Below are 26,105 nucleotides of genomic sequence, written 5' to 3'. Positions count from 1 at the left end.
TATCTTTTTTAGTTTTTAATTGGAATCTTTTTGTTTCTGTTTTTCATCATGCAAGAGCACCTTATAACCTGCTTTTACAACTACTTTAACCAGTTTTACTTTTTTACTTAACAGACTTTTTGCCGCTTCAATTCCTGCTCCCGCTGCCTGAGCTCCCCAGGAATCATCCAATGATGCAACTCCTAAAGTTTGCATGGAGCGATCAGCCGAGGCTTTGGCGACATCACGATTGATAGCTCCCGGAATATAGATACCAACAAGTCCATCCATATCGTAAACCGACAAGTCCACTGGGAATAGGGAGTTGTTGTATCTGACACTAGTAATGTTGATAGTTAATCGTTCTCCTTTTAAGGAAGCTGCTCCAAACAAAAAATTGTCTTTTGGAATTTTAATACCGTTTATAAATATGTCATTCATGAGTCGAAACTTAACTGTGGAGCCATTTACAATTGTTTGTGTTTCATGAATAATGGCTTCTACAGCATTCTGCTCTAAATCATTATCTTCAAATTCATCTAAAGAGTAAAAACCATTCTGTTTGTACTCAGAACTGTTCAATGTTTTGTTTTGTAAAGAAGAAACAGGATCTTCATACTCCTTGGTGGAAATAGTAAAGACTTGTCCACGCTGAGCCTCGGACGCTTTTTTTAATTTTTCCTGTACCCTGTTTGGATGTTGGATATCCAAAATACTCTCGAGCATTCCACCGAGCTGTTGTAGTTCTGGATCCTGACTTTCCTGCTCTTCATTCATGGATTGCATCATTTGTTCGAGCCTGTCCACATCATTGGAATGCAGCGAGGTTTCATTCGATTTTGCAATTTTTACATAATCTTTATTTTGCTCCGGAACTGCTACTGGTGTATTGATTGCTTTTTGCAATGCTTCCAATTTTTGATGTACTTTTTCTTCGTTTGGATCGCGATAAACAGATTTATTTAAACCATGTCGCTCTTTTCTCTGAGTAACAGCACTGCTGTCTTCGGTTGAATCAATCTGAAAAGACTGGCTCAAATAGTTGGGATCTTTTTTAATAAGTTCATCAAGCTTTGCTGAATCAAGTGCAGCCAGATCATAGTAATTCATTTTATCGAGCGGAAGTCCTTCTTTCAGGTTCGCATTGGGAAGTTTTAGATTAAAACCTTTTTGCTGTGGTGCTGCTGAGTTGGCAGCATCCATTTTTCCGCCACCCAATGCCCAAAATAGGGCTGTTAGAAATGGCAACGCCAATATTGGCAGTACCAAGAGCATCTTACGATGCTTTAAGGCCTTTAATGATTTTGTGTTTTGTTCCATGATATTAATTTTTAAGATGTGAGTAATAATAATTTTCTATTATTGTTAAACTGTCCAGAAGTCCGGGACGATTTAATACAATGCTGTCATGCGTTTTTTTTCCTGTCGGACTGCGTCCCAGACTATCCATATACCTCCGAAAACTTGTAATTTTTTCAAATTCAGTTTCGCTAATAATTGTATTGAGTTCAAGAGGCTTTTCTTTTGTGGGTACCAGATTAGTTGGTTTGGTAATCGGGGTTACTGTTATATTTCTATTTTTATTACTTGAAAAACTATTAACAATCAGGTATATACTGCAGCCGGTTGTAAATACTGTAAAACACAACAGAATCACAATCCAGTTAAGACGTGTAAAATGAGCTGTTTTGCGCTCCAGCCAATTGGCGCATTTATACTGCAATCGCAGATTAGCCTGGTCAAACTTTTGCCATAGATTATTTTTAGCAGTTGCAAGAACATCGCTTTTTTTACTATTTCGTTTAAAAAAGAGTTTCATGATGTACAGCTTTATTATTTTCTATTTTCAGTACTTATGTCCCGATTCTCAATAGTATTCCAACGCTCGATTAAAAAGCCATGAGGGTTGTTGTCACTTCTCGATACATTTCGAAGGTTGCCTTCTGTTATAAGGTTTCGATGTGCAATACTGGTGGTACGAATGATATTTTGAGTAGCATAACATCGGAATCCATACGGATAGTTGTTAAGGTCAATAGTCACACTGTCAATCTGTATCGTCTGGCTGACATTCCCCGATATGATACCGGAGTAATAACCGTTTTCCATTAAATCGTCATAGACCCGTTTAGCACTGTCATCCGCCAGATAAAGAGCCTTTGTTACATTGCTTTTAATGACTTTATCATCCGGGTCAAGTGTAAAAAACAGCTTATGAAACGTTTTTACATGATCCCTTGCCTCTACAGGTATATTGTCTTTTCGGTCCGAAGCATAGGCTTCCAGCGCCTTTCCATTAGCTAGTATATAAACCTTATTTTGCATTTGTGATACCAGTGTGAAACTCTTATAAAGCGAAAAACAGCTAATAAGGATACACCCTGTAATGACAAGCAGCGTAAAACCGCGGACATGCCGAAAAGCAGTGTCAATATTTTTCATTTTGCTAAACATAAACTTTGAATTTAGGGTTAAGATTTACCTTTTAATTTTTCAGCCATATAATTATCCTTGTCCTTGAAGTAAGGCGCAGAATTTCCGGAATCTGACATGCTTTGATACATACGACCGGCAGCATTCCCCATAGCATCCGCTACCATTGTTGTCCCTTGAGATGTAGTATTGACAATGGAAGTTGTAGAATTACTAAACATACTGGTCACTTTTTGTCCCAGTGCACCGCCACCTCCGGCATGAACAATGTAATTGGCAACAGAAGGGACAGTGAAATAACCTATAATTCCAATAATCATAAAGACCAAATAGGCAACATCAGTCCTGCTAAAGAAAGTCTCTCCATATTCTCCAGCTTGCGCAATATCAATCTTTAGCATATTCTCCTGAATTTTTCCAATGATGCTTCCAAATATGTTAGCCACAGGAAGCCACAGATAGATATTGATGTAACGTGCCAGCCAGACGGTAAGGGTGTGTTGAAAACCATCGAAGACCGAAATGCCAAAAACGATTGGACCTAAAATAGAAAGTACCACCAATTGAAAAGTCCGCAGCGTATCGATGCACAGGGAAGCAGCTTCAAATAATACGCGCAGTACCTCGCTCATCCACTCCTTTACTGAATTTCGGAAATTATAAGAGGCCTTGCTCATGGCAAATTTGATATCATTTCCAATACCATCGAGCATTCCCTGCCCACTTGGATCTGCATCATCATGGGTATAGCGGTACCATTTATCCTGGTCGCCGCTTCCAGTAGAACCCACATACATTTTCCAGGGATCTGTTTCTTTGAGTGCTTCTTCTTTATCTTTAAGCAGTCTTTCAATCGCTTTGTTGGATCCTTCTACCATTGCAGAAGTTGCTGTAACGGTAGGTTTCATGACACCATTTATCATATAGAGGACAGAGGGAAAAATCATAATGCAAAATCCGATAACAAAGGGACGAAAGAGCGGGTAAAAATCTATGGGTTCAGCACTGGCTATATGTCGCCAGACTCTTGAGGCGATATACCAAATAGCTGCAAAACCGGCAAGTCCCTGTCCCACGCCAATCAGGTTACTGCATAAAGGCATCATTTCATCATACAATTTTTCCAGTACACTATGCAGGCCGTTCATGTCTTCAGCAATTCCTTGTGCGTGAATGGTAAATGGCATTATCATTGCAAAAAGAGCAAGTAGTAATGGCTTACTTATCTTTATCATAACCGTTAGATTTAATTATTTAGCTTATAAATACTGCGCATTGCGCGGGTATCATTGCGCTCTTTTGCACGCTGTAAAGCCAGTACAGCAGTATTATTGTTGAAGTTTCTCAGGAACAAAAGTTTGTCCTGCATATCTGCATATATTTTGTCAATAGCAGCTAGCCTTTCATCATCAGACATTCGCATTTTATTAGCGGTAATCACCGATGTGAGTTCATCAAGATTTCTAAGACTTTGCTTAAAAAGATTATTGTATACCCTTTCGAAATAGGCAATTTCTTCAGCATTGAAATTTTTACTGTCCCTAAAGCGGCTAAAAGCGGACTTATATTCTTTTACCAGCAGCACCTGATAATTCACAATATCACCTATACGCCTGTAATTCTTAACTGTGGGACTAACCTGCATCAGCGCGTCAAGAAATGTTTCATGAAGGCTGAAATTTCCTTCAGACAAATCTTTTACCGTATTATAACCTCCACTTAGTATTTCATAGCCCTTTTTCATATCCTTTAAAATCTGTTTGAACTGGGCTAACTTCTCTATGTTCAAAATCAATTGCTGGATTTCCTGTTTTTGAGCGGTTATCTGCGATGGAAATAGCAACCCGATAAATACAATTCCTGTAATCAGTAATTTTTTCATGGCAAATCAGTATTAATGCCGTTTACGACACGGCTGTTTTTTGCTTCTTTAAATTCGGCTGCTTTTGATACAGCCAGTATTTTAGTTTCATTACTGAAGCTCTCAGAAAAAGCGTAGTTATCCAGCATATTCTGGTAAATCATATCAATGCGTTTCATTCGTTCATCATCTTTCATTTCTAACTTTCCGTCCGTAACGATTGTTAGAAGCTCATCCAGATTGGTATCACAATTTTTGATTAACCTTTCAAAGACCCTTTTGATATAATCGACTTCATCTCCATGAAACAAATCATCCTGCCGGATTTGCTGATGTAATGTCTTGTAGCTTTTCATGATTTTTGTCTGGAGCTCTATAATTTCCGTTACCCTTGCATACTTTTTTATTTTGGGGTTGACTGTCTTAAGGGAATTCAGGTAAGCGGTATGAAGATTAAATTCTCCACGTTTGAAATCTCCTATGGTATTCAGTCCTTTTTTGACTGCGGAATAACCTTTTTGTGCATATCCGATATAGACTTGCAGGGCTGCTATTTGCTCTAAAAGCATCCTTTGCTGTTTTGCCTGTGCCTGAAGATTCCCTGTGGTCAGTGCAGTAAAAAGCACGAGTAAAAATATTTTTTTCATGATTTTATTTTTTGTTTACGGAATTCCGTAAAATTGTTTAACGGATTTGACATCATGCTCTGTTTTGGCTCTTTGAAGACTCAGTAGTATATTCTGTCTGTTGAAGAGTGTCAGGTCATCATAATTAGCATCAATCTGATCTGCAGCAGCATTTATAATCTCCAGTCTTTTGGCATCACTCATCTGTGTGGTAAAAGAATCCAATACAAGGAAAATCTGATCGATGTTTTTCAGGCTTTCATTTAATATTCCCGAGTACACACTTTGCATATAATCGAGTTCACTGGCCTTAAAATGAGCATCTTTTTGAAACAGGTTCCAGGCTCTTTCATATTCATCTACCAAACGAACCTGCTTTTCACTGATATCTTTGATACGCTGGTAATAGGTAATGATAGACTTGACTTTTGCCAGTTCTTCATAATAATTCTTGTAGAGTTCTTTTTGTTTCTGGGTCCAATCGGAAATCTCATCCAGCTTTAGTTTGGAGAGTATATTTTCTATTTTTTTCTGCGCATTCTGAAGCCAGATCGTTTTGTTCTGCAGTTTTTGGATTCTTAAATCAATAGCCTTAATTACCTTTTTGGCAACCGCTTTTACAATTTCTAAAATCGGTATTGCTGCAACCGTTGCCGGTCTTGCCGGAGTGCTGATCAGTAAAAAGCACAACAGGCAAATCATGATTTTCTTTTTTGTTTTCATAAGTATTGTTGTTTAGTTTTTATATTTTTTATGCTCTTAAGTCATTAGCAAGTGCCGCAATGCCTTTTCTGATGTCTCCATCAAATTTCTTAGCATACGCCTGTACTTTTACTTTTTCAGTTTCTTCAGTTGTGTAGGCATAATACTCCTCAAGGGAGACCTCTGTGCGGTATACTTTAGACTGCATACCTCCAAGGGAGATAAACACTTCTTTGTATTTCTTATCAGGATCATTGGCTTTGTTTACCGATAGTACGAGTGCCTTTTCTTTTTCGGTAAGCCCAAGCAGTTCCTGAATCTGTTCGAACTTATTTTGATACTTACTCTGGTCCAGTAGTATTTTGCAGTCACTGTTATTGATAATAGCCTGTTTAACGACCGGAGAGGATATAATATCTTCTACTTCCTGAGTCACTACAATGGCTTCCCCAAAGAATTTACGAACAGTCTTGAATAAATACCGAATATATTCTGCCATTCCTTCCTTGGCTATAGCTTTCCAGGCTTCTTCAATCAGGATCATTTTACGGACTCCTTTAAGCTTGCGCATTTTACTGATAAAGACTTCCATGATAATGATGGTCACCACGGGAAAGAGTATCGGATGGTCTTTGATATTATCGAGTTCAAAAACAATAAAACGTTCTTTCAACAGATCCAAATTCTCCGTAGCGTTGAGCAGGTAATCAAATTCTCCTCCCTTGTAGTAAGGACGCAGTACGTACAGAAAATTGTTTACATCAAAATCCTTTTCCTTTACCTTGTCACCCTCTAATATGGATACAAACTCATTTTTTAGAAATTCATAAAAGCTGTCAAAGCAGGGAAACAAATCAGAATTGCTATCTAACTTTTCATAATACAATTGCAGTGCATTGGACAATGCAACATATTCACTTCGATTGAATGTTTCATTGTCTTTTTTCCAGAGTGCTAATAACAATGTTTTAATACTTTCTTTTTTTTCGGTATCAAGCGAATCGCCTTCACTGATATAAAAGGGATTAAACCGGATTGGGTTCTTTTCATCATAGGTAAAGTAATAGCCCTTTACCATATCACACAATCCTTTGTAGCTGTGCCCGACATCAACAAGTACAACATGAGTTCCCTGCTCATAGTAACTTCTAACCATATGATTGGTGAAAAATGATTTACCGCTTCCTGAAGGTCCCAATATAAATTTGTTACGATTGGTACAAACCCCCATTTTAACAGGCTCGTCGCTAATATCTACATGAACCGGTTTTCCTGTCAAACGGTCTCCTAATCGAATTCCAGTTGGGCTAAGGGAAGAACGATAGCCTGTTTCCAGATTCAGGAAGCATGTCGCTTGTTCTGTAAACGTATCGAAAGTGTCGTTCATTGGGAAATCTGCGGAATTCCCGGGAATTCCTGCCCAAAATATTTGTGCGGCTCCCACCGTTTCCTGTTTGGCTGCTGCATCCATCTGAGCCAGTGCGGAAGAAACTTTGTTCTTCAGGTCTTTGAGCTCTTCTTTGTTGTCCGTCCAGATCAGTACATTAAAATGTGCTTTGACAGGCAGTCGCTGCTGGCTGATAGCCTCGTTAAGAAAATCATTAGTGGCATCACGTGCAATCAGGTTCTCCCTGCTGTAGGCTGATAAGGATTGCAGTCGCAGTCTTTTACTTTCGAGTTTTTGCAGTGTTTTTTGAAAATCTTCTATAAAAATGTATTGATTATAAATGTGGTTACAGGAAAGTAATTGCCCCAGAGTCGAAGCAAATCCGATACTGAATTTGGTCTTATCAGTAGAATACCGGTCGTAGTTAATTCTCGAACCGCATAAGGCAGGCAGATCAGCTGCATCTCCTAACGTATAAATCTGGCAATGCTTGTCACCTACCTGAAGACCATCATCAAAAGCAATATCTTTAAAAACAAATGAGTTTTGTTTTTCAGACAAAAAGCAATATTGTTCAATGATACCAATCTTTCTGCTGTGGCTGTTAAGTTCATTATTACCAAGGCGGGTCAATTTCACAAAACCACTGTCTTCCAGTATGCGTCTGAATTGTCCGGTACTATCAATAAATTCTTGGCGCAGCTGTGCTTTTAATGTTTCTTCAGGAACAATAGAAGCTCTAAGTAAATTTGAAAATAGGGAACTTGACGTTTTTCTGCCTGCCGGTTTTTTGGTCAGGAAAATGTAACAGGAATGATCCAGAAAGGGACGTTCATTAAAAAAGCGCTCACTGCTTCGGGTAAGAAAACTCGAATCTTCACTTGTGAAATCGGGCTCAAACTTGCTGTCTATAAACCAGTCCTGTTTATGGAATACACTAAATTTCGGCAATAACTTTATGGCTTTGAGCCACGCCTGATGAAATGCTTCGTATTCCTGATCCGACAAGGTAAATATCTCGGGCAGTTCTGCTCTAAACACTACTGTCACATCTCCTTGTTTGGACAGGATGCAATCATGCTCTACATCCATAATTGGTAAAATATCATCTATCATCTTTTCCATCATCCTCTTTTTTTACCGCTCAGCTAATGCTGAGCAAATTCTATTTCTTCATCATAAATATTTTTCTGCTTTGCGATTTCACAGCTTTTGGAATCTGTCGCTTCGCCAATGCTTTCATCATTCCATATTCACCGTATTGATGGCTCATTTTATATATTTTCAAAACCCACAATGTTCCTGAAATACCAATAATTCCGATACAGATTAAAGAGGGTAATCCGGCTATGTACATAATGGCAAACAGTATCATAAGGACAATTACGCCACCACCCAAATACCAGATATATTGTGCTTTTAAACCCTTAAACTCTATGCTTTGATTAATTCCTTTGTTGATTTGATACACACTGTTTGACATGGTATTTAATTTAAAATTTCATCCTGCTGCTGCGTCTCATTTCTGAAAAAGAGCGTTCCTGCCATTTATCAGTATTGCTTTCTACCCCTTTGAAACGCTGTGATTCTTCACTGCTCTTTATTGGGAGTTGAATTACCGGAGCTGTATCCGTTAATTTTGTTTCATTACTGAGACTAGCCTCTTGCGGATTGGCTTCTTTCAATTGGTTCTCCTGAATTTTCAGGGCTATTTCCCTTTCCAGACTAAAGAGGTCGCTTTTCATTTTTTGAAGCTCATCTTCCTGACTAAATACTCTTGTGGTTAATTGTTGTAATTCCGGCAGTTGGTTTTCAATATCATTCAGTGACTTTTGGTATTTAGACCTGAGATGTTCCACCTTATCAATGGCATTTAGAAAATGGCGGGCTGCCAATTTTGGATTGTCCACATTTGGAGTTCCTCCATTGGAAGTATATTTAATGCCATCCTCCAAGCGTTGTGCATAAAAGCTGTTGGAGTAACGGTACTGGTACAAACCATCATTTTGATAGGCTTCACGTTCTCTCTTTATATAGAGCCCAAAATCATATAACTTCCCAATTTGTTTGGCCTGGTTTTCTCCTTCTGGAGGTTTCCAGTTTTTATAGAGCAGGATAATTTCTTTGCCGATACTTTCTGGATCTGCTGTCTTGCAGTTATACAACTCTATAGGATTTGCTTTGGAACCATCAGGTTCATACTTCAGATTGTTTTTGTAAAAACTGTGATCAGCAGTTAGTTTGTCCAGTGTTTTAGTGGTGATTCCTTTTTCCTCCATTAGGTATTCAACCTGATATTTAGTTCTGGAAATTTCCTTGTAATGTGCTTTTTTAAGGCTTTCCATTACCGTTACTTTTTTCTCCAATTTTGATTTTTCCAGTAATGAAGTATCACCAGATAGCACTGCGATATATTCTGAAAAGTTCATTCCACTTTGCTCATCCATGGCTCCCTCATCAATAGTCCTCATATTAAGTTCACAATTTTTCATCTGACTGATAAAAGTCTGTTTGTTCTTGAGTAGATTGAATTTGTAATTGTCCAGGGATTGCTCTGTGGCATAGATGAAATTTTTCACTTTATTCCCATAGTGCTGTTTGGCGACTTCATTACCTTGTCTGCTGCCCCGGCCGTTGCGTTGTCCCAGGTCAGATGGTCTCCAGGGAATATCCATATGATGCATCGCCACAACACGTTTTTGCACATTAAGTCCAGTGCCTGCTTTTTCTGTACTGCCCAAAAGAATACGTATCTCACCAGTATTCATTTTAGAAAACAACTCCGGTTTCTTTTTATCGGTCCAGTCGTGTATATAGGTAATCTCATGATCCGGGATATTAAAATCCCTTACCAGTTTTTCTTTAAGGGCATCGTACATATTAAAGTCATCCGGCTTGGGGGTCCCGATATCCGAAAAAACAATCTGAGTGCCTTTATGCTCCATGGAACCCTGATAAATTTCAGCCACATTTCTGGCGCATGTATTAACCTTATTATTCGGGTGATCACTATATCTTTCATTTATCAGCCTCATATCGGCAGCCATTTTTTTAGCGTAATTAGTAGCTATAAGCATCCTGCCTTTGTCTTCCTGCGAGGTAAGAGGTGCCCTGCCTATAAGTGTCGCATTACCTGTTTTGGCAAACTGCATGAGTTGGATAATGAATTCGGTTTGTTCCGGTGTCGGGCTGACATTGATAAGTCGCTCTTCAATTTCAGGTTTGTCCAGATCAATATGTTTTGCTGTTTTATAATCGGTAATCTCATTATAGAACAGTGCCAGTTCCGGAACTTTAATAAAATGGCGAAAACGCTCTTTGGCAATAATCTCGTTGGTGACAGAAAATTCAAAATCAGTCGTTTTTCTGGCAAAAACAGCTGCCCACCCGTCAAAGTTTTCAATATGCTGGCGTTCCATTTCTTTAGGGCGCAGGTATTTGAAAAGAAGGTACATTTCTGTCAGACTATTGGATATAGGGGTACCGGAAAGAAAGGTCACACACAGATCCGAATCGAATTTTTCCTGAAGCGTGCGTACCGCAAATAACATATTAAGCGCCTTTTGGCTTCCCTGCATATTTCCAATTCCGGCAACACGGTCATGACGGGTAGTGAAAGTCAGATTTTTGAATTTGTGAGATTCATCTACAAACAAATGATCAATCCCCATTTCTTTAAAGTTGATGCCGCTGTCCTTTTTATCTTCTATATCTTTGAGCAGTGTTTTTAGTCTGCCGTCCAGATTATTTTTTCGTATTTCAAGACCTTTTAATATTTTCTTGGAGATATCGCCTCCCAGATCTCTGGCCGTATCAAGGTCCCGTTCTATATTATCCAACTCATTTTGTAAGATCTCTTTTTGTATTTCGGATGACTGCGGAATTTTACCAAACTGATCGTGGGTTAAAATGATACAGTCCCAATTGTTATTTTTAATCTCATGGAAGAGTCTCATTCTTTTGGCCGGGGTAAAATCATTTTCACCAGGTGCTAAAATCCGGGCATTGGGATAAGCCTTTCGATAGGTTGCAGCAATTTGATTTACATTGGCATTCAATGCCAGTATTGCAGGCTTATGAATAATTCCTAATCGTTTCATTTCATTGGCAGCCACAATCATGGTTAATGTTTTTCCAAGCCCAACCTCATGATCGATTAAAGCGCCACGGTTCTGAATGATACGCCATGCCGCATTTTTCTGAGAACTGTACAAGTCTTCAATCTCCAGAGCTTTTTTATCCAAACCCGGAAAGCTCAGATGACTTCCATTATATTCTCGCAATACGTAACAATTAAACGTATTGTTATAGAGATTTTCCAATTCATTTTTGTCATTTATTGGCAATTCCTGCAGCCACTCAATAAAGCCGTTACGGATGTTTTCAATTTTTTGATGAGCAAGCTGTATGGCTTCATTATCGGGCAGTCGGATGGGTTTTCCGCCGGCTCCATCAACTTCATAGGTAAAAAAGGGAGCCGTATTTTCGAGCGCATGCTCCAATATCGTGTAACCATAAGTGGTTCTGCCGCTTTTGGGAGTCACCGAAAATTCTCTGTCTATTTTGGTATTGTGACCTGTACTTACTTTAAAGGTATCCAGTGATGGGAAATAATTAATTTCAGTTGGCTGGTCAAATAATTTTCCGGCAAAACTTTCATAGTATCGGTTGGGAATCCATCGCTCGCCCAGATTGAAATCGAGTAATTCAAAAGGGATACGCTCTGGCTGAACTTTTTCCAATGCCTGCAATCCTTTGTAATATTGCGTGTTTTCAGGGTATAGCTGCACAGCCTGTTTAGCCTGTTGTAACTTTTCTACAACATTGCCGCTTAAATAGAGGTCTGAAGTTTCCCAATTCTGATCTGTAGGATTCAAATAAATATGATGGTTCAGACGTTCTATAACCTCGTTTTGTTCAAGTCCTGTTGCAGCAGTTATAAATCCTAAGTCAACAGCTCCTTTTTCATTCAGACTTCGGGCCAGCGCTTCAACAGGATCATCTGTATAATAGCGCTCTTGCTGTTTTACTACAGATTCTATTAAAATATCCGACTTCACATAACGTTCGCCTTCTTTGCGTTCGAGTGAAGAAAAAATGGTGAAACCGAAAGCGGAATCCTGCATGATTAACCTGCGATTCTCAGCACCGTTCAAAATACCATAGTGGGAAACAAATTTGGTATACTGCTCATCTAGATTTTTCCGAACCTCTTCACTGCCAGCTTTATCTGATTGCTCTTTCTCAAACAATTCCAGATAATGATCCCGAATAGCAATATAGGAATCGTAGAATTTCAGATTGCCTTGTGATGCTAATGGCTGGAAAAAGGCCTGTTTGTGCTGCTCATTGATATCACTGATAATTCCAACGGATTCTCCAACTCTAACCAGAGTGCCTTCTGTATAAAAAGATTTCAATGAAGCAACTTCTTCATAAAGTCTTTTTTCAAGGTTAAAAGCAGGTTCAAGGGTTTTATCTCCTTCATAAATATACTTGTGATTATAGTATTGAAGGGTATTGGATAAAGCCAATAACTCATGCGGCAGTAATCCGCCATTCATCCAATTGGCTGAAAAGCCATCGATTTCTTTTACATTCGAATATAATTTATACAGGTATCGATTAGTCTTAATTTGTTTAGCAGCGATAAGCACCACATTTTCATGCGAGGGATTATCATTAGTGCGTATGGTACTGAGTATTCGTGCTGTTTTTTTATCCACTACAGTTTCATCAAGCTCGTTGATATAATCCATAGCACGGTTGATATTCTCTGCAGGCACAGTATCAAACAAGCCAAGCTGGACTGAAATACCGCTTGCTTTACTCTCGGGCATGGGTAAATAAGTGAATGTATGCCCAATTGCTTCAGCGGGCTGAACGATCTCCGTTTTTTGAGCCTTCTCAAAGTGTTCCGGGTTAAAGTTTTCTTTTAATCCTTTGGTAATATTTTCTCCAAGACTCTTTCCAATAGAATTAATATCACCGTTTAGTCTCACACTTTGATGCGCCTGTCCGTATTGGTTTTTACCGGCTTGTATTTCATTACCAATGATGAGCTCGGGTTTATTATGCAGATATTTATTAATACTGTATTTTCCAAATTCATTTTCGAGTTCAACAGTTTGCAGCAGCTCATTTTCATTATCAGACAGGTTTTGTTTATGCTCGTTTTTCTGCACAATAAGCAGATGATTTGGAGCATCGGTATTTCCTGTTTCCTTCATCAGATTATCAGGCATAACTGCGACACTCACAAAATCTGCTTTTTGAAAAAGATATTCTCGCACACTCTGATTGGAAGGACTGTTTAAAAAACCGTCTGTAGTTATGTATGCCATAAGACCTCCATCAGCCAGTTTGTCCAGTCCTTTTGCAAAGAAGTAATTGTGGATTTTTCCTGAAATCGTTTTATCGGGATAGGTTTCGTCATACACAGAAAAATTACCAAAAGGAATATTGCTAACCACAAGATCATAACTGCTGTTATCATTTGTTGGAGCTTCTTCCAGCCCTATTACATGAGTGGTATTTTGGGTTGAAAGTGTACTGTTTAATGCTGAAAGTACCAGTCCGCTCAATCGGTCTTTTTCCACAGCAGTAATCTGTTCCAAATTTGAAAATGTGTTTTCTGCTTCGGTGATAAAAATACCGGAACCTGCTGATGGTTCATATAACCTTTTAGGGTTAATGCCCTGTTCTTTTAAAGCATTATACAAAGTTTTCGGTACAATTTCCGGCGTATAAAAAGCAGTAAGAACACTATTACGAAGTGAAGAAACAACCGCATTATAATCCTTTTCAGAATAGTGCTCCTGCAGTAATTCATGAAGGCGTGTCATTTCCGCATGCTGCTTCAGGTCTTCTTTAACAGCTCCGGATTTTATCCAGTCTTCGGTAGTACCATGTGGGTATAGTATAGCCTTGATACCTCCAAAGCCGGCATATGCCTTAAGTGCTGCAACAGCTTCTTCCGATAAAGCATCACCTTGCTGCCATTGCATTGCAATGGTAATCGCCTTGATGTTGGCACTTAGTTTTTTGGATATATTGTAAGCCATAATTACTCCTTTTCATACTACACTGCTATAAATAGCTCAATTCAGATAGTCAGCAATCTGACCAATAAGGGCATTTCTCAAAGTAGGGTCTTCTTCATTTTCTTTTGTAAAACCAATGGTTTCAAAAATGGGCTTGCAGCTTTCCATAAGATTGATTACCTCATAGGTAAGAATACCCGATTCCTGAAAAGCGGTATAGGTTTTCTCAAACTCATCAGAAAGCAGGGAGCGGATATATAAAAACCGAGAAGGTTTTAGATCTTCGGTAAGTACATTGAGACAAATTTCTTCGATGATATATTGGGGTGTACCATCTGACGACATATCTTCCAATATGGATTTCACACTACTAATTTTTTTGTTGAGATAATCCAATACACTATAATCTTCCTGAAGTGTAAACATCAGATCGGGATTGTTATGGATAATGTAAAACCATAACTTTTCTTTGAGTATATCTTCCATAGCGACTTGTTTTAAATCCCAAAGAAGGATTTGATTACTGTGGCCACTACTACCAGAAAAACACAGCTTCCAAACCAGGCTGCAGCCACTTTTCCGGTATCAGGATCTCCCGCATTCCATTTTTGATATACTTTGACTGCGCCTATAAGTCCTAGTAATGCTCCTACGGCATACATCAGTTCCGTTCCTGCATCAAAATAACTTCGTACTTGTTGGTTGGCTTCATTGATTCCTGCCAGACCATCCTGCGCGTAGGTTTCATAACTGATCACAAAAAGGATTTGTACCAGAAGCATACAGATACTATTTGTTCTTTGCTCAATAAACTTTTTAAAATTCCAGTTCCATTTTTTCATCACTCATTATTTTTAAAGTTTAAAAATTCAGATAAAAAACGGAGGTGTAGCCGCTGTCGCAGTTCCACTTTCCTGTTACATCTGTCATACTGCGCCGGGATGGACAGGGGCGATTCCTCCGTTATATTGTTTAGAGTTTATTCCCAAAGGGCTTCTGCTTCCTTCTGGGTTAAAGTAATTGATTCGAATTTCTCACATTCTAAGACTATCAATTCACTTATCGAAGAATTAAAAGGGGAATTTTTAACTGAGGGAAATTCTCTTAGGAGAAGCTGCAGATAATAGGTAAATTCTTTTTTGACTAATTTTTTCTTTGCTGCATCTGCGATAAAACTTTTTAATCGTGCCACCAAAGTATCAACGTCCTGAAAGGTAGTGTCAAACTCTCCGAAGGAAGTTTGTTCTGAGATTGCTTCAGGTGATTCCTGATAATTTAATTCGGATTGAGAATCCTCGTAACTTGGATTTTCAAATCCACGGAATTGAAGTTTCCGCTTTCCTGATATGACTTCTTTGAGATCATCAAAATAAAATCGAAACCCAACAAATAAATACCAACTTGCCAATAGCAGAATAACTACAACTATGTAATTACCCCATGAAATGTTTGTAAACATACCTCATCATTTTATCGTTCTACATTAGTTCTCACAATCCCGGTAAATGGATAATTCCAAACCAGGTTCTTCATCATTACAAGGCAAAGAAACGATAGAGATAAAACTGCCACAAGTACAACTTTTTGTTGTACCCCAGTTGTACCCCATTGAACCCCTACTAAAATCAAGCAGAAAAAAAATAAAAAAATGTATACTAAATAAAAAAGCCCGGCAGGGATAACCTATATATTAGCTGTATTTTGTCAACAGCTAATAGACAGGACAAGTAATACCATCAACTATCTGAGAAATAAAATAACCTAATTTTAAAAAGTAGGAAACGGCGGCAAGCCTGCCGTTTGTTACCGATGAATATGGAGATTTATTGAAGCTCTCCTAGCAATTGGACGACACCCAAGTTGCTCCCTTGCCGAAGTATTCGAGAAACAGGAATTGTTTATCAATTCTGCAATGGCTCATTTATAGAGCTTTTTACGCTATGGAATGCCTCAGTAGAGAGGATTTTTTCTTAATCAGAAAGATTTCCGTTCATAGGCCATTTCCAGTCACCTGACCCGAAAAGTCGGGCAAAAAAAGATAAAACCCTTCTAATGTCGGGACAGTCTTTTTGCATTTAAGCGATAAAACCACTTTACCAAATATATATGCCGATCCGTAAACTCCTCTCTTATATTTTACCAAAGAGGTTGTGTAGTTTTCGTTAGGGATACACATCCCTAAAATAGATTCTGCGGACTTCTTTTCTTTCTTCTGTCAAGCGACCAAAGAAAAGCAAAGAAGGTCGCTTCATTAATGATGGTTTATAATAGAATATTTGCCATAACTCTAGTGTCTAATTCATTAAATTTGCCATTAAAACAAATAGACTAATTCCTCTACAAAATATACATATTTTCTAAATTATGGGGTTACTGGAAAGGCTAAAATACAATTCGTAAAATATGGAGTGCTTAGTAAAAGAACAAAAGCTTGAATTGAAATATGAACAAGGCAAAGGCGCTTGGACATATCACATCCAAGTACCTAATACCAAACATATCATAGGAAAATGGGGTTCATTGAAAGTATCTGGTACAATTGACAACTATAAAATTGACAGTATTAATTTATTTACAATCGGGGGACAAGACAAGCTAATTTCAATCAATGACAAAATTAGGAAAGCAATCAACAAAAGTGGTGGCGACACTGTAACTGTCACACTTTACTTGTTGACTTCAAAAGAGCAGATTACAGAAAAGGAAATTTTAGATACTTTTAGAAATTCGGGTGTTCTAAAACCGTTCAATAAATTGCCAAAAGAAGATAGGATCAAAATTATTGAAAAAATATCCTCTACAAAATCCGAGGACAAACAAGTAAATATAATTTTGAAATACATTGACCAATTAGCTAACGACAATGATTAAGCAGACTTCACTTGATTTCCTTTCTACTCTCAAGCAGAATAACTCAAAAAAATGGCATTACTTTAAAAACTGTCAGTAACAATAAATTTCAAAATGATTGAAACAGAAATCTCAATAACCGTAAACAGAAAATCCGATCTTACTTTATTAGAGCAAACAATTGTCGGGAACAAGTTCCAATTTCCGGTTTACATTCGGGAATATGAATTTAGTTATCAAATAAATTTTACAAGTGATTATGAGGAATGGGAATTAGACACGGCCATTCTCAATTCTTTTCCTGGATATGAATTTACCACCGACCTTGAAAAAGGACGAAAAGAAATACGGGTTCAAATATCCCGATACCAATCAGAATTATCGACTGATGGCTGGGGAAGACGGATTGAAAATCCTTTGGATGAAACGAAATATCTTGTAAAAGCATCGGTAAATAAGCCTGAAAAGTTCAACCCTAAAATCAAAGTTTTGTTTGAAGATAAAGAGCAGTACTACTTTGTAAATATTGTAGATGGTGTTAACAGTGCTACTGAAGAAAAAGGTTTTTTGCTTCTGGATCATTTTAAAACCAATGAAACTGATGAAGCAACATTTTTTAAAGATAGATTATACAAATCTCCCTTAGAAGCTTTTCATTCAGGATACTATAAGTTGTCCAAAGTAGTGAATCAGGATTTTGGCACTTACCTTGAAAATAAAAAGAAAGAAATCAGGGAAATTCAGAAGCAACCACGAAAAATCATCAGAGATTTTATAAACTCCTGCAACAGTTCCGATGAAAGTAGTGTCCTGAAAAATCTTGACGAAAATATCGTTTTTGAAGCTCGTAAAAACTGGAAAACTGTATTTGAAACCGAAAACCTTTCAAAATTCAAAGAATATCTGAACTCATCCGAACAACAATTGTGTGGTAAGAATTTTAAAATTCGGTCATCTTGGAGTTTTAGTTTACCAAACGTGATTATTGGAGTAAAATATTTTCCGCCAGCTAAAGAACAGGATATCAACCCTACTCAAAAATATGAGCAGATAAGGTTTGTACTAAATGATAAAAAAATCGTCAGTATTCTGTATGAATTCTAGTCAGGTATAATATTTCCACTAATGGAAGAAAATCAATTACTGAAAACTAATTTATTTCTTGGCAGACATTTCTGCTTTCAGCTTCTGGCGATGCTGAATTCACCATTTTGTCATCGCATTAACCAATTCGATGATTACGCTAACTTAGGTGATGAGACAAAGATTGCAGAAAAGATGCTATTATTCAACTCAGATCTTAGCTATAAAGTATATATGGGTCGGCTCTGGTAGCAGATGTTTCAAGGAGAGAAACTATGGAGAGAGATTTTAATCTGCATTCCTCTGAAGTGAAAACATATTTTACTCTTAACGGACAACACACTGTAAAAATCGATGACTAAATATTATCAAAAGTTTCTTACGCTAAAATTAAAATGATCAGAAAAATTGAAGGAAAAGATGTTCTAACGGATTATAGTGTAAAATATGATGATAACTATGTTAAGATAAATGGAAAATGGCTTATCAAGGACAGGGTTGCAAATTTTGTTGTAGTAAAGTCAAATAATTTGCCCTAATTATAAAAATTGAAGTTAAAATATAGCCTGAACTAAAAAAGCGGGCACCAAAAAAGTAATTCCTCGCCACGGCCGGAAATGCATTTTTGCGGTTAAAATTGGTACGTCCCTTTGTCAAAATGCACCACTCCACAATTCCCTTTCCTTACATTTTACCAACAAATTGAGACATTATTGTGTGAGACATTCTTTATCTCAATAATTAGGTGTGCAAGGACTTATTTTCTTTTCACACATCGACCAAAAAAAAGAAGTAAAAGAACATCGCCTGATTAGTATTCTCTTTTTAATATTTGATAAATTTGCTTAATAATGTGAATTTCCGAAAGAAAGTAAATAAATTAAACTAAGTATGATATTATCCAGGATAATTAAGACAGATCTCTCAAAAACCACCGTGCTTATCCGTCTAATGGTAGGTATGGTATTTCTTTCAGAGGGTATTCAGAAATTTTTATTTCCTGCTATTCGTGGTGCAGGACGGTTTGAAAAAATTGGTTTGACATCGCCTGAATTTTTAGGAAGTTTTGTTGGTACTTTTGAAATCGCCTGTGGAATACTTATCCTTATTGGACTTTTGACAAGATTGGCAAGTATCCCACTTATTATTATAATGCTTGTAGCAATTGCGACAACCAAATCGGAAGTTTTAGCAGAAAAAGGTTTTTGGGAAATGATGCATGGAAGCCGTACAGACTGGGCGATGCTGTTGGGCAGTATCTTTTTGTTGATCAAAGGCGGTGGCCTATGGTCGGTGGACAAAACTGTGGCAAAAAATGAAGCATAATGCAACTTTAAAAGACATCGCCAAACTTTTTCTAAAACTGGGCATTATTGGTTTTGGTGGCCCCGCTGCACATATTGCAATGATGCAGGACGAAGTGGTTATAAAAAGAAAATGGTTCACCGAGCAACATTTTTTGGACTTGGTTGGTGCAACCAACTTAATCCCTGGGCCCAACAGCACGGAAATGGCAATCCACATCGGACACGAAAAAGGTGGTTGGAAAGGTTTGATAATCGCAGGTCTTTGCTTCATTTTACCAGCCGTTTTTATAACAGGATTTTTCGCTTATCTCTACAAACAGTACGGCCAAATCCCCGAAGTACAGCCTTTTATTTACGGAATAAAACCTGCCATTATCGCCATCATATTGGGAGCAATTTTTCCATTGGCTAAAAAATCTTTAAAATCGGCAGAACTCATCATCATCGGATTACTTGTTTTGGCTGGAGCATTATTGAGTATCTACGAAATCTATCTGATGTTTGGAGCAGGATTCTTGGCTTTGCTTTTGGCTTATCTGCGAAACAGTAAGCAAAATAATATCAATGGTTTTCTGCCATTCACTTTATTGCAGATAACAAATACAGTCCCACTTTCAGTAGCCAATGCAAACCTATTTTGGATTTTTCTAAAAATCGGCGCTATACTTTACGGAAGCGGTTATGTTTTGTTTGCATTTCTCGACACAGAATTAGTTTCGACAGGGTTCTTAACAAGACAGCAATTAATTGATGCCATTGCGGTTGGACAATTCACACCCGGACCCGTTTTTTCATCAGTTACATTTATTGGTTATCAAATTAACGGTTGGTCAGGAGCTATCGTTTCTACAATCGCAATATTTTTGCCATCATTTGCTTTTGTCGCATTGCTCAACCCAATTGTAAAGAAAATGCGAAATTCAAAACTATTCTCTGCATTTTTAGACGCAGTTAATGTGGCTTCGGTAGCTATAATTATAGCCGCTTGTTTTGATATGGGTAAAGAGACTATTACGGATTGGCGAACAGTTTTAATTGCAGTTTTAAGTATAACGATTGCATTTGGATACAAGAAATTGAATAGTGCTTTTGTAGTTTTAGGAGGTTCTTTGTTGGGTTATTTGTTGTTCCAATTTTAAAATGTCCCTATTCTAAAATGATAAAAATTCAATCTCCGACTTTTTATCCATGAGCTCCCAGCCATCATCTGTTAGTATAAAATAGACTTCATGATTGAGTGTATCTTTCAAACCATTTTTAATGGCAGCAGCAAAAACATTCTTTCTTCGAATTGTAGTATATTCTACAATTGCCTTATTACCAGTGCTCATAATTCTGATTTCCTTAATTGCTCCAAATTCTTCATCAGCTACTTTTACACGCTGAATTTTATGTTCTTTATCAACTTTAGGTGTAGGCATTAAATACGGTTTTGCTGCAGGAGTAAAACTCACAAACGAAGTTGTATCTCCAAGTTTCTTGCTTTGAAGCACTTTTACAAATCCTTTTTCTACGAGACCGGATTTAAAAATGGTATAAGCATGCGCGGGATCGCCACAAAAAATATCATGGTCTACAATAATTGGATAATGATTTTTTTCCAGAATAATGGCAGTAGCCAATTTCTTATCCAGTTTTTTAGACTCACAGCCTGTGATTATTAAAATCACTGTAGTTAAAATATATGATAGCTTTTTCATGTTTTTAAATTTTAAATTAGTAATATTTTATTAATATTCTTTGATTTGTTTGATCATGCGTTCCAATGTTTCAATTGCTATTTGCTTATCCCTTTCTTCAAAAACATATGCCTTGCTGCGCATGGCATTATAAGACAGATCTGTTTTATTTGGAGTGGATAAAAAAGGGACTATGGTTTTAAATAAATGATTCATTGATTTTGAAATAAGAATTTTTAATTCATCGGATGCCCTTAAAATTAAGGCTGTTTGATCAGTTGAAAGTTTGCATAAAACTTTACCAGAAATGCCATTCATTACTACAGGGCTATTTGTTTTCCTTTCGATAATTTGGAAAGGTGCCGTTAAATAGTTTGCGAATCTTGATTCTACAAAAATTATTAATTCATTCAAACAGGATATTAAAGTAGTTGTTACTTCTTTTAGACTATCTCTGTGTAAATCATTACTTTTAGTTATTTCTGTGATTTTATCTAAAAGAAATAGTAATGTAGAATAATAATTTCCAACTAAGATTTTTATCTGTTTCTCCTTAGTAAGTGAAAAAACCTGTATAGTAAACTGTGACTGAATAAAAAATGTTTGTTCATTCGCTTTTTCAATAATCTCTCGGGATTGAATTGGAGAAATCATAGTAAGATCGGTCTTGTTGGGATTAAGGGTTGAAGTAACCGTTAAGTCCATCCATTCTAAAAGATAGGTTTGAGTCATTTCTTTTACTTTTATTTAGTAAATATTTCTCTCGAATTGTAATCGACAGTACTCTAAATCAATGCTTATAGAACATTCTTAACCCGCTCAAAACATGTGTTGTTAATATTTAATTAGAATTTAATCGTAAACGGTATTCGGAAGGAGACAGGGAAGTATGCTTCTTAAAAAAAGTACTGAAAAAAGAAGTATTGGCAAATTTCAGTTCTTCTGAAATATATAAAATGGTTAAATCATTATTTTGAAGCAGGATTTTGGCCTCCAGAATAATTGCATTCTCAATGCATTGTTTCGCTGTGATCTCCGTAACCTGTTTGACAGTTTTAGTAAGATGCCCTGCAGTAACATTTAGGATATTTGCATAGAATTTTACACTGTGTTCTTTTCGGCAGTTTAGTTCTAATAACCTAAAAAAATGGATAACTATTTTTTCATTTCCAGTATGTTTGACATTATCATACCAAGATGACCGATAATATGTTCCAGCCAGTTCATAAAGGAAAAGATTAAAACTCAAAAGCAATGTTTCCTTTTTCAAAATATTCTTATTTGAACTTCTGACCTTACTATTGATTAATTTAAGCAGATCTACAAGTAATCCAATTTCTTTATTTTTGAGAAAAATCTTGGAAGTATTTTTTGCAATAAAAAATTCAAAATATCCTATGTGCGGCCATCTTATACTATTAGTAAAAGCAAACTCCGAAGAGAATGAAAGCTGGCAAATCTGCAATTGATTGCTCATTATTAAAACTTCACAAATAGACTTTTTTGGAATAACGATTAGTTCGTTGATAAATAAATGAATCTTTTTACTGTTGACCAACAGGCATACTGCTCCGGAATTTATAATCAAAACGGTAAATCGATTCAATATAATTGATTCTTTAAAAGCAATTCTGGAGGAGAACGTTTCGAAGATGTAGACTTGTATGCCTGATGGGTTATATTTTGATTTTAGAGATGCCAAAATAAGCGCTTTAAAATGTTTGATTTAATTGTTCTAGTAAGTATTACTTTTCGAATAATCTGGCCATCAATGAAATGCAAACGAACAATAAATTTGAAATGCCGTTTACAAAAAATAGATATGCCAATTTTCTGGGAGAATCAGTTTTTATCCCGCCATCGGTTAAATAGCCTATTATTTCATCATAGGATAAAAGATCTATGATGAAATAAAGGCTCACAATATTGAAAAGAATCAAAAACACGCAATACACATATTTCAATTGTTTTTCAATCGACTCAGTTATATACATAACTATTCTGTTTGGAGATTTTGAATTATGAGTCCTGTCACTATTGATTTATTAATCGCAGTTGAAGAATTTGCTACTGCACCTTGTAGCGCTCCAACACGATTTCCAACAGAAGTCTCCCAATCCTTATCTTTGCGTTCTTTAGCATAATACGATGAATATCTTGCTATAGAGGAAGTCGTGAGAATGATTCTCTTATCCTCATTGCTAAACTGTGTGTTGGATATAACGGAAGCCTCGAATGAGACTATGGATTGATGAATGATAGCATATTCATTAGTTTCCCATAACAGTATGGAATCCATAAAGTTGGAAAGAGAAATTTTAGCGGCATTTGTCATTGAGGAATTTGCAATCGCCTGCTCTAATTTTATTTGAGGATCATCGACAATTTCTTGAATTTCCTGAAAGTTGCAGGGAAGACTTGTTGCCATATTTAATAGATCGTTATTCAGAACCGAGATAGAATCTACTTTTTGGCTGATTTGAGCAATCGTATTGAAAGTATAATTTCCAGACAAGTAAACATCAAGGATGTCATTATGTATTTTACCTGCTATGTCATATTCATTAGCTGGATTTTCAGGACTTAGTGTCTGAAGTAGCTTTGCTGTTTTTTTAAATTTATTTTCAATAAGACCATCATCTAAAATTTTGGCATTATCAATACTCTCACTGGTACAAGAAACAAGTAGTGATGCTAATACAACTAGCAATAATAAAAGATTTTTCATGATTAAAAGTGTTAAATGTAAAGACTGTTTTTTTTTCAGTCAGTTCATTTCACCCGGGTTAGCAGAACTTTAATCCGGCACGATGCCAAATGTTTTTGCTATTGAATTCAAGACAAATCTAGAAGTAGAATTTTTGATTTGCAAAACGTTGTATGTGGATTTTCCGAATTTAGGGTATCGATTTTCCGAAAATCGACACACCTTTTTTAATCAAAAACACACTAATTATCAATACATTACGTTATTACTGATACTGTTTTGAACAAAACACAATATTATATTTACCAAATAGTGTTTTTCGCTGATAAAAATGCATTTTCACATCAAATAATGTCTCATTTTTTAATTTAACTTATGATTAAAAATTATATATTATTAGTAATTCTTTGCTTTGGAAATCAATTGTATGCGCAGGAAATGGAATCGAAAATTTCCGATACGCTTCAAAGAAAAAATTATGATTACCTTTTTGAATGTATAGAAGCTACGGCTGAGGATAAAATAAAACAAGCATATTATCTTCAATACTTTTTGAACAAGGCAAAAACGGATAAAAATTCCAAGGAAATTGTAAATGGATATAAAAATTTTTTATTCTATTCTTCTGAAAAATTAAAATTGGTATATGCTGACAGTATGATTTATACTGCTAAAAAAGCCAATGATAATGCTCTTATTGGCTCTGCTTATCTTTCAAAAGGAATTGTTTACTATGGACAGAAAAAACATAAACATGCTCTTGATAATTATCTTGCAGCCGATAATTATATTTCGAAAACCAGCGACAAGTATCTAACTTATAAAGTTAAATATAATATTGCAGGTGTAAAGTATTATCTCGGATTCTATGATGAGGCAATTTCTCTCTATACCGAATGCATTGATTATTTTAAAGAAAAGAATTCAAGAGCATATTTGAATTCATTGCATTTACTTGGTTTGTGTTATAACAGAATTGGTAATTACGGCTTATGTTCTGAAATAAATGAAAAGGGTATTCAGGAAGGAATAAGATTAGACAATAATGAAATGAAAGATTACTTCATTCATTCAGAAGGTATTAATCAATATTTTAAAAATAATTATACCTCAGCTATAAAAAAGATTGCCTATTCAATTCCGACCATAAATAAAAACAAGGATTTTGCAAATGAATCTGTTGGTTATTTTTACATTGGAAAAAGCTATTGGGATCTCCATAAACCAGAAATGGCTTTGCTGTATTTTTTAAAAGTTGATAAGATTTTTGATGATAAAGGATATATACGTCCCGACTTGCGTCAGAACTATGAACTGATTATCAAATATTATAAATCTAAAAACAACTTGCAGAAACAGCTTTATTACATTGAGAAATTACTTAAAGCAGACAGTGTGCTGGATAATAGGTTTAGATATCTTTCCGGCAGAGTTCGCAAAGTGTATGATACAAAAGTCTTACTAAAAGAGAAGCAGGATATTGAAGATTTATTTAATAAGAGGAAGTATAATGATTTTATTTTTACTGCTATCGTAGTAGTATTATTTTTAATCGTATCATTCATTGCTTACAGGCATATCAGAAATAAGAATGTTTACAGGCAAAAATTTGAGGAATTGATGGCAAAAAACGAGGCTGTTTCTAAAGTAGAATTCAGAAATGAAAATAAAGGAATTGGAAATATAAATAAAGATACTGTTGCAGATATACTTAAACAATTGGAAAAATTCGAAAAAGATAAAAAATTTCTAGCAAAGGACCTGACTTCCGCAAAGCTTGCTGCAATCTTCAATTCCAATTCAAAATATTTATCAAAGATAATTTATCAATACAGAGGAAAGAAATTTGTGAGATACATTGCTGATCTTAAAATCAATTATCTAATAAAGTTGTTAAAAGAGGATAGTAAAATAAGGAAATATTCCAATAGTGCATTGGCTGAAGAAGTTGGCTTTAGCAGTACTAAAACATTTACTCAGGCTTTTTTTGCAGAAGCTGGCTGTCCAACGTCTTATTTCATTGAAGAACTAAATAAGATGTCTCAGGAAAATAAGATTCTTTGAATAAATAATTCCTATAATAATTATGAATTAAAAACGTTTTTAATTTTTGCAGCAAAGTTGCAATATAACAAGCAAAGTTTTATTTTCGCTGCCTTAATTTAATAAAAACATATCATGAAAGATTTAGTAGCTAAAATAAACGCCGAAATCGAAACATTTAAAACAGAATCGGATTCACTAATTGAAAAAGGTGTTAAAGCAGCTGGAGCGAGAGCTCGTAAATCAACTTTAGAAATTGAAAAACTATTAAAAGAGTTTAGAAAAGTTTCTATCGAGGAGTCGAAAAAATAATTTCAATCTTTACTTTACTTAAAAAGCCTTTCCGATTTTTCCGAAAAGGCTTTTTTTGTAATAAGTAAATTTATTATGACTCTTGTAATAGAT

The 26,105-nt window shown here is 36.1% G+C and carries 25 protein-coding genes; 7 read left to right on the top strand and 18 right to left on the bottom strand.

Annotated features, from left to right (window positions below):
- Nucleotides 1-15: 15 nt before the first annotated feature.
- From traM to AC3IS6_RS11385, 13 genes are all read right to left on the bottom strand, one after another.
- Nucleotides 16-1,299 (bottom strand): conjugative transposon protein TraM, encoded by a 1,284-nt coding sequence (gene traM / locus AC3IS6_RS11445; RefSeq protein WP_291285260.1) that lies wholly within the window; start codon nucleotides 1,297-1,299, stop codon nucleotides 16-18.
- Between the two features lie 4 nt (nucleotides 1,300-1,303).
- On the bottom strand, nucleotides 1,304-1,798 hold the full coding sequence (locus tag AC3IS6_RS11440; protein ID WP_291285261.1) for a hypothetical protein: 495 nt from the start codon (nucleotides 1,796-1,798) through the stop codon (nucleotides 1,304-1,306).
- 14 nt (nucleotides 1,799-1,812) lie between these two features.
- Nucleotides 1,813-2,421 (bottom strand): conjugative transposon protein TraK, encoded by a 609-nt coding sequence (gene traK, locus AC3IS6_RS11435; RefSeq protein WP_291285262.1) that lies wholly within the window; start codon nucleotides 2,419-2,421, stop codon nucleotides 1,813-1,815.
- Between the two features lie 29 nt (nucleotides 2,422-2,450).
- Complete coding sequence (traJ, locus tag AC3IS6_RS11430; RefSeq protein WP_291285263.1) at nucleotides 2,451-3,647, bottom strand: conjugative transposon protein TraJ; 1,197 nt, start codon at nucleotides 3,645-3,647, stop codon at nucleotides 2,451-2,453.
- Nucleotides 3,648-3,658: 11 nt separating this feature from the next.
- Nucleotides 3,659-4,294: a TerB family tellurite resistance protein gene (locus AC3IS6_RS11425; RefSeq protein ID WP_291285264.1), complete on the bottom strand. Its 636-nt coding sequence runs from the start codon at nucleotides 4,292-4,294 to the stop codon at nucleotides 3,659-3,661.
- Nucleotides 4,291-4,920 carry a hypothetical protein gene (locus tag AC3IS6_RS11420; protein WP_291285265.1) on the bottom strand — a complete coding sequence of 210 codons (630 nt, stop codon included), beginning with the start codon at nucleotides 4,918-4,920 and terminating at the stop codon, nucleotides 4,291-4,293. Before AC3IS6_RS11420 ends, AC3IS6_RS11425 begins: the two co-directional genes overlap by 4 nt.
- 15 nt (nucleotides 4,921-4,935) lie before the next feature.
- Nucleotides 4,936-5,622, bottom strand: coding sequence for a conjugal transfer protein TraI (locus AC3IS6_RS11415; RefSeq protein ID WP_291285266.1), 687 nt, complete (start codon nucleotides 5,620-5,622; stop codon nucleotides 4,936-4,938).
- Nucleotides 5,623-5,650: 28 nt separating this feature from the next.
- Nucleotides 5,651-8,113 (bottom strand): TraG family conjugative transposon ATPase, encoded by a 2,463-nt coding sequence (locus tag AC3IS6_RS11410; protein WP_291285267.1) that lies wholly within the window; start codon nucleotides 8,111-8,113, stop codon nucleotides 5,651-5,653.
- 40 nt (nucleotides 8,114-8,153) lie between these two features.
- A complete protein-coding gene (locus tag AC3IS6_RS11405; RefSeq protein ID WP_291285268.1) occupies nucleotides 8,154-8,471 on the bottom strand; it encodes a DUF4133 domain-containing protein in 318 nt (105 codons plus the stop codon).
- A 10-nt stretch (nucleotides 8,472-8,481) separates the two neighbouring features.
- On the bottom strand, nucleotides 8,482-14,052 hold the full coding sequence (locus tag AC3IS6_RS11400; protein WP_291285269.1) for an Eco57I restriction-modification methylase domain-containing protein: 5,571 nt from the start codon (nucleotides 14,050-14,052) through the stop codon (nucleotides 8,482-8,484).
- 36 nt (nucleotides 14,053-14,088) lie between these two features.
- Nucleotides 14,089-14,517, bottom strand: coding sequence for a DUF1896 family protein (locus AC3IS6_RS11395; protein WP_291285270.1), 429 nt, complete (start codon nucleotides 14,515-14,517; stop codon nucleotides 14,089-14,091).
- An 11-nt stretch (nucleotides 14,518-14,528) separates the two neighbouring features.
- Nucleotides 14,529-14,873 (bottom strand): DUF4134 domain-containing protein, encoded by a 345-nt coding sequence (locus AC3IS6_RS11390; RefSeq protein ID WP_489159450.1) that lies wholly within the window; start codon nucleotides 14,871-14,873, stop codon nucleotides 14,529-14,531.
- 137 nt (nucleotides 14,874-15,010) lie between these two features.
- Entirely contained in the window at nucleotides 15,011-15,490 is a 480-nt protein-coding gene (locus AC3IS6_RS11385; protein ID WP_291285271.1) for a hypothetical protein, read from the bottom strand.
- Between the two features lie 944 nt (nucleotides 15,491-16,434).
- Between AC3IS6_RS11385 and AC3IS6_RS11380 the strand changes: the two genes are divergently transcribed.
- The 5 genes from AC3IS6_RS11380 (at nucleotide 16,435) to chrA (ending at nucleotide 20,410) form a co-directional block, all read left to right on the top strand.
- Nucleotides 16,435-16,902: a DUF1905 domain-containing protein gene (locus tag AC3IS6_RS11380; RefSeq protein WP_291285272.1), complete on the top strand. Its 468-nt coding sequence runs from the start codon at nucleotides 16,435-16,437 to the stop codon at nucleotides 16,900-16,902.
- Nucleotides 16,903-16,995: 93 nt separating this feature from the next.
- Nucleotides 16,996-17,985, top strand: a complete 990-nt coding sequence (locus AC3IS6_RS11375; RefSeq protein ID WP_291285273.1) for a hypothetical protein — start codon at nucleotides 16,996-16,998, stop codon at nucleotides 17,983-17,985.
- Between the two features lie 374 nt (nucleotides 17,986-18,359).
- The gene (locus AC3IS6_RS11370; RefSeq protein WP_291285274.1) at nucleotides 18,360-18,503 is read left to right on the top strand and encodes a hypothetical protein; all 144 of its coding nucleotides are present in this window, start codon (nucleotides 18,360-18,362) and stop codon (nucleotides 18,501-18,503) included.
- Nucleotides 18,504-18,855: 352 nt separating this feature from the next.
- Nucleotides 18,856-19,290, top strand: coding sequence for a DoxX family protein (locus AC3IS6_RS11365; RefSeq protein WP_291285275.1), 435 nt, complete (start codon nucleotides 18,856-18,858; stop codon nucleotides 19,288-19,290).
- Nucleotides 19,280-20,410, top strand: a complete 1,131-nt coding sequence (gene chrA, locus AC3IS6_RS11360) for a chromate efflux transporter (protein ID WP_291285276.1) — start codon at nucleotides 19,280-19,282, stop codon at nucleotides 20,408-20,410. Before AC3IS6_RS11365 ends, chrA begins: the two co-directional genes overlap by 11 nt.
- A 12-nt stretch (nucleotides 20,411-20,422) precedes the next feature.
- Here the strand turns inward: chrA and AC3IS6_RS11355 are convergent, their stop codons facing one another.
- From AC3IS6_RS11355 to AC3IS6_RS11335, 5 genes are all read right to left on the bottom strand, one after another.
- Nucleotides 20,423-20,971, bottom strand: coding sequence for a hypothetical protein (locus AC3IS6_RS11355; protein WP_291285277.1), 549 nt, complete (start codon nucleotides 20,969-20,971; stop codon nucleotides 20,423-20,425).
- A 30-nt stretch (nucleotides 20,972-21,001) separates the two neighbouring features.
- A complete protein-coding gene (locus AC3IS6_RS11350) occupies nucleotides 21,002-21,682 on the bottom strand; it encodes a hypothetical protein (RefSeq protein WP_291285278.1) in 681 nt (226 codons plus the stop codon).
- A gap of 109 nt (nucleotides 21,683-21,791) precedes the next feature.
- The gene (locus AC3IS6_RS11345; RefSeq protein ID WP_489159446.1) at nucleotides 21,792-22,652 is read right to left on the bottom strand and encodes a helix-turn-helix domain-containing protein; all 861 of its coding nucleotides are present in this window, start codon (nucleotides 22,650-22,652) and stop codon (nucleotides 21,792-21,794) included.
- A gap of 43 nt (nucleotides 22,653-22,695) precedes the next feature.
- On the bottom strand, nucleotides 22,696-22,944 hold the full coding sequence (locus AC3IS6_RS11340) for a hypothetical protein (RefSeq protein ID WP_489159445.1): 249 nt from the start codon (nucleotides 22,942-22,944) through the stop codon (nucleotides 22,696-22,698).
- Between the two features lie 2 nt (nucleotides 22,945-22,946).
- Entirely contained in the window at nucleotides 22,947-23,660 is a 714-nt protein-coding gene (locus tag AC3IS6_RS11335) for a hypothetical protein (protein ID WP_489159444.1), read from the bottom strand.
- Nucleotides 23,661-24,095: 435 nt separating this feature from the next.
- On the opposite strand from AC3IS6_RS11335, the gene AC3IS6_RS11330 reads away from it, so the two are divergent.
- A complete protein-coding gene (locus AC3IS6_RS11330; RefSeq protein WP_489159442.1) occupies nucleotides 24,096-25,721 on the top strand; it encodes a tetratricopeptide repeat protein in 1,626 nt (541 codons plus the stop codon).
- Nucleotides 25,722-25,835: 114 nt separating this feature from the next.
- Complete coding sequence (locus tag AC3IS6_RS11325) at nucleotides 25,836-26,012, top strand: histone H1 (RefSeq protein WP_072974225.1); 177 nt, start codon at nucleotides 25,836-25,838, stop codon at nucleotides 26,010-26,012.
- Nucleotides 26,013-26,105 lie beyond the last annotated feature (93 nt).

It is taken from the genome of Flavobacterium sp. KH_035 (genome assembly GCF_057839565.1).
The sequence above is the reverse complement of the archived record's forward strand: the minus strand, read 5'-3'. Positions and strand labels throughout refer to the sequence as shown.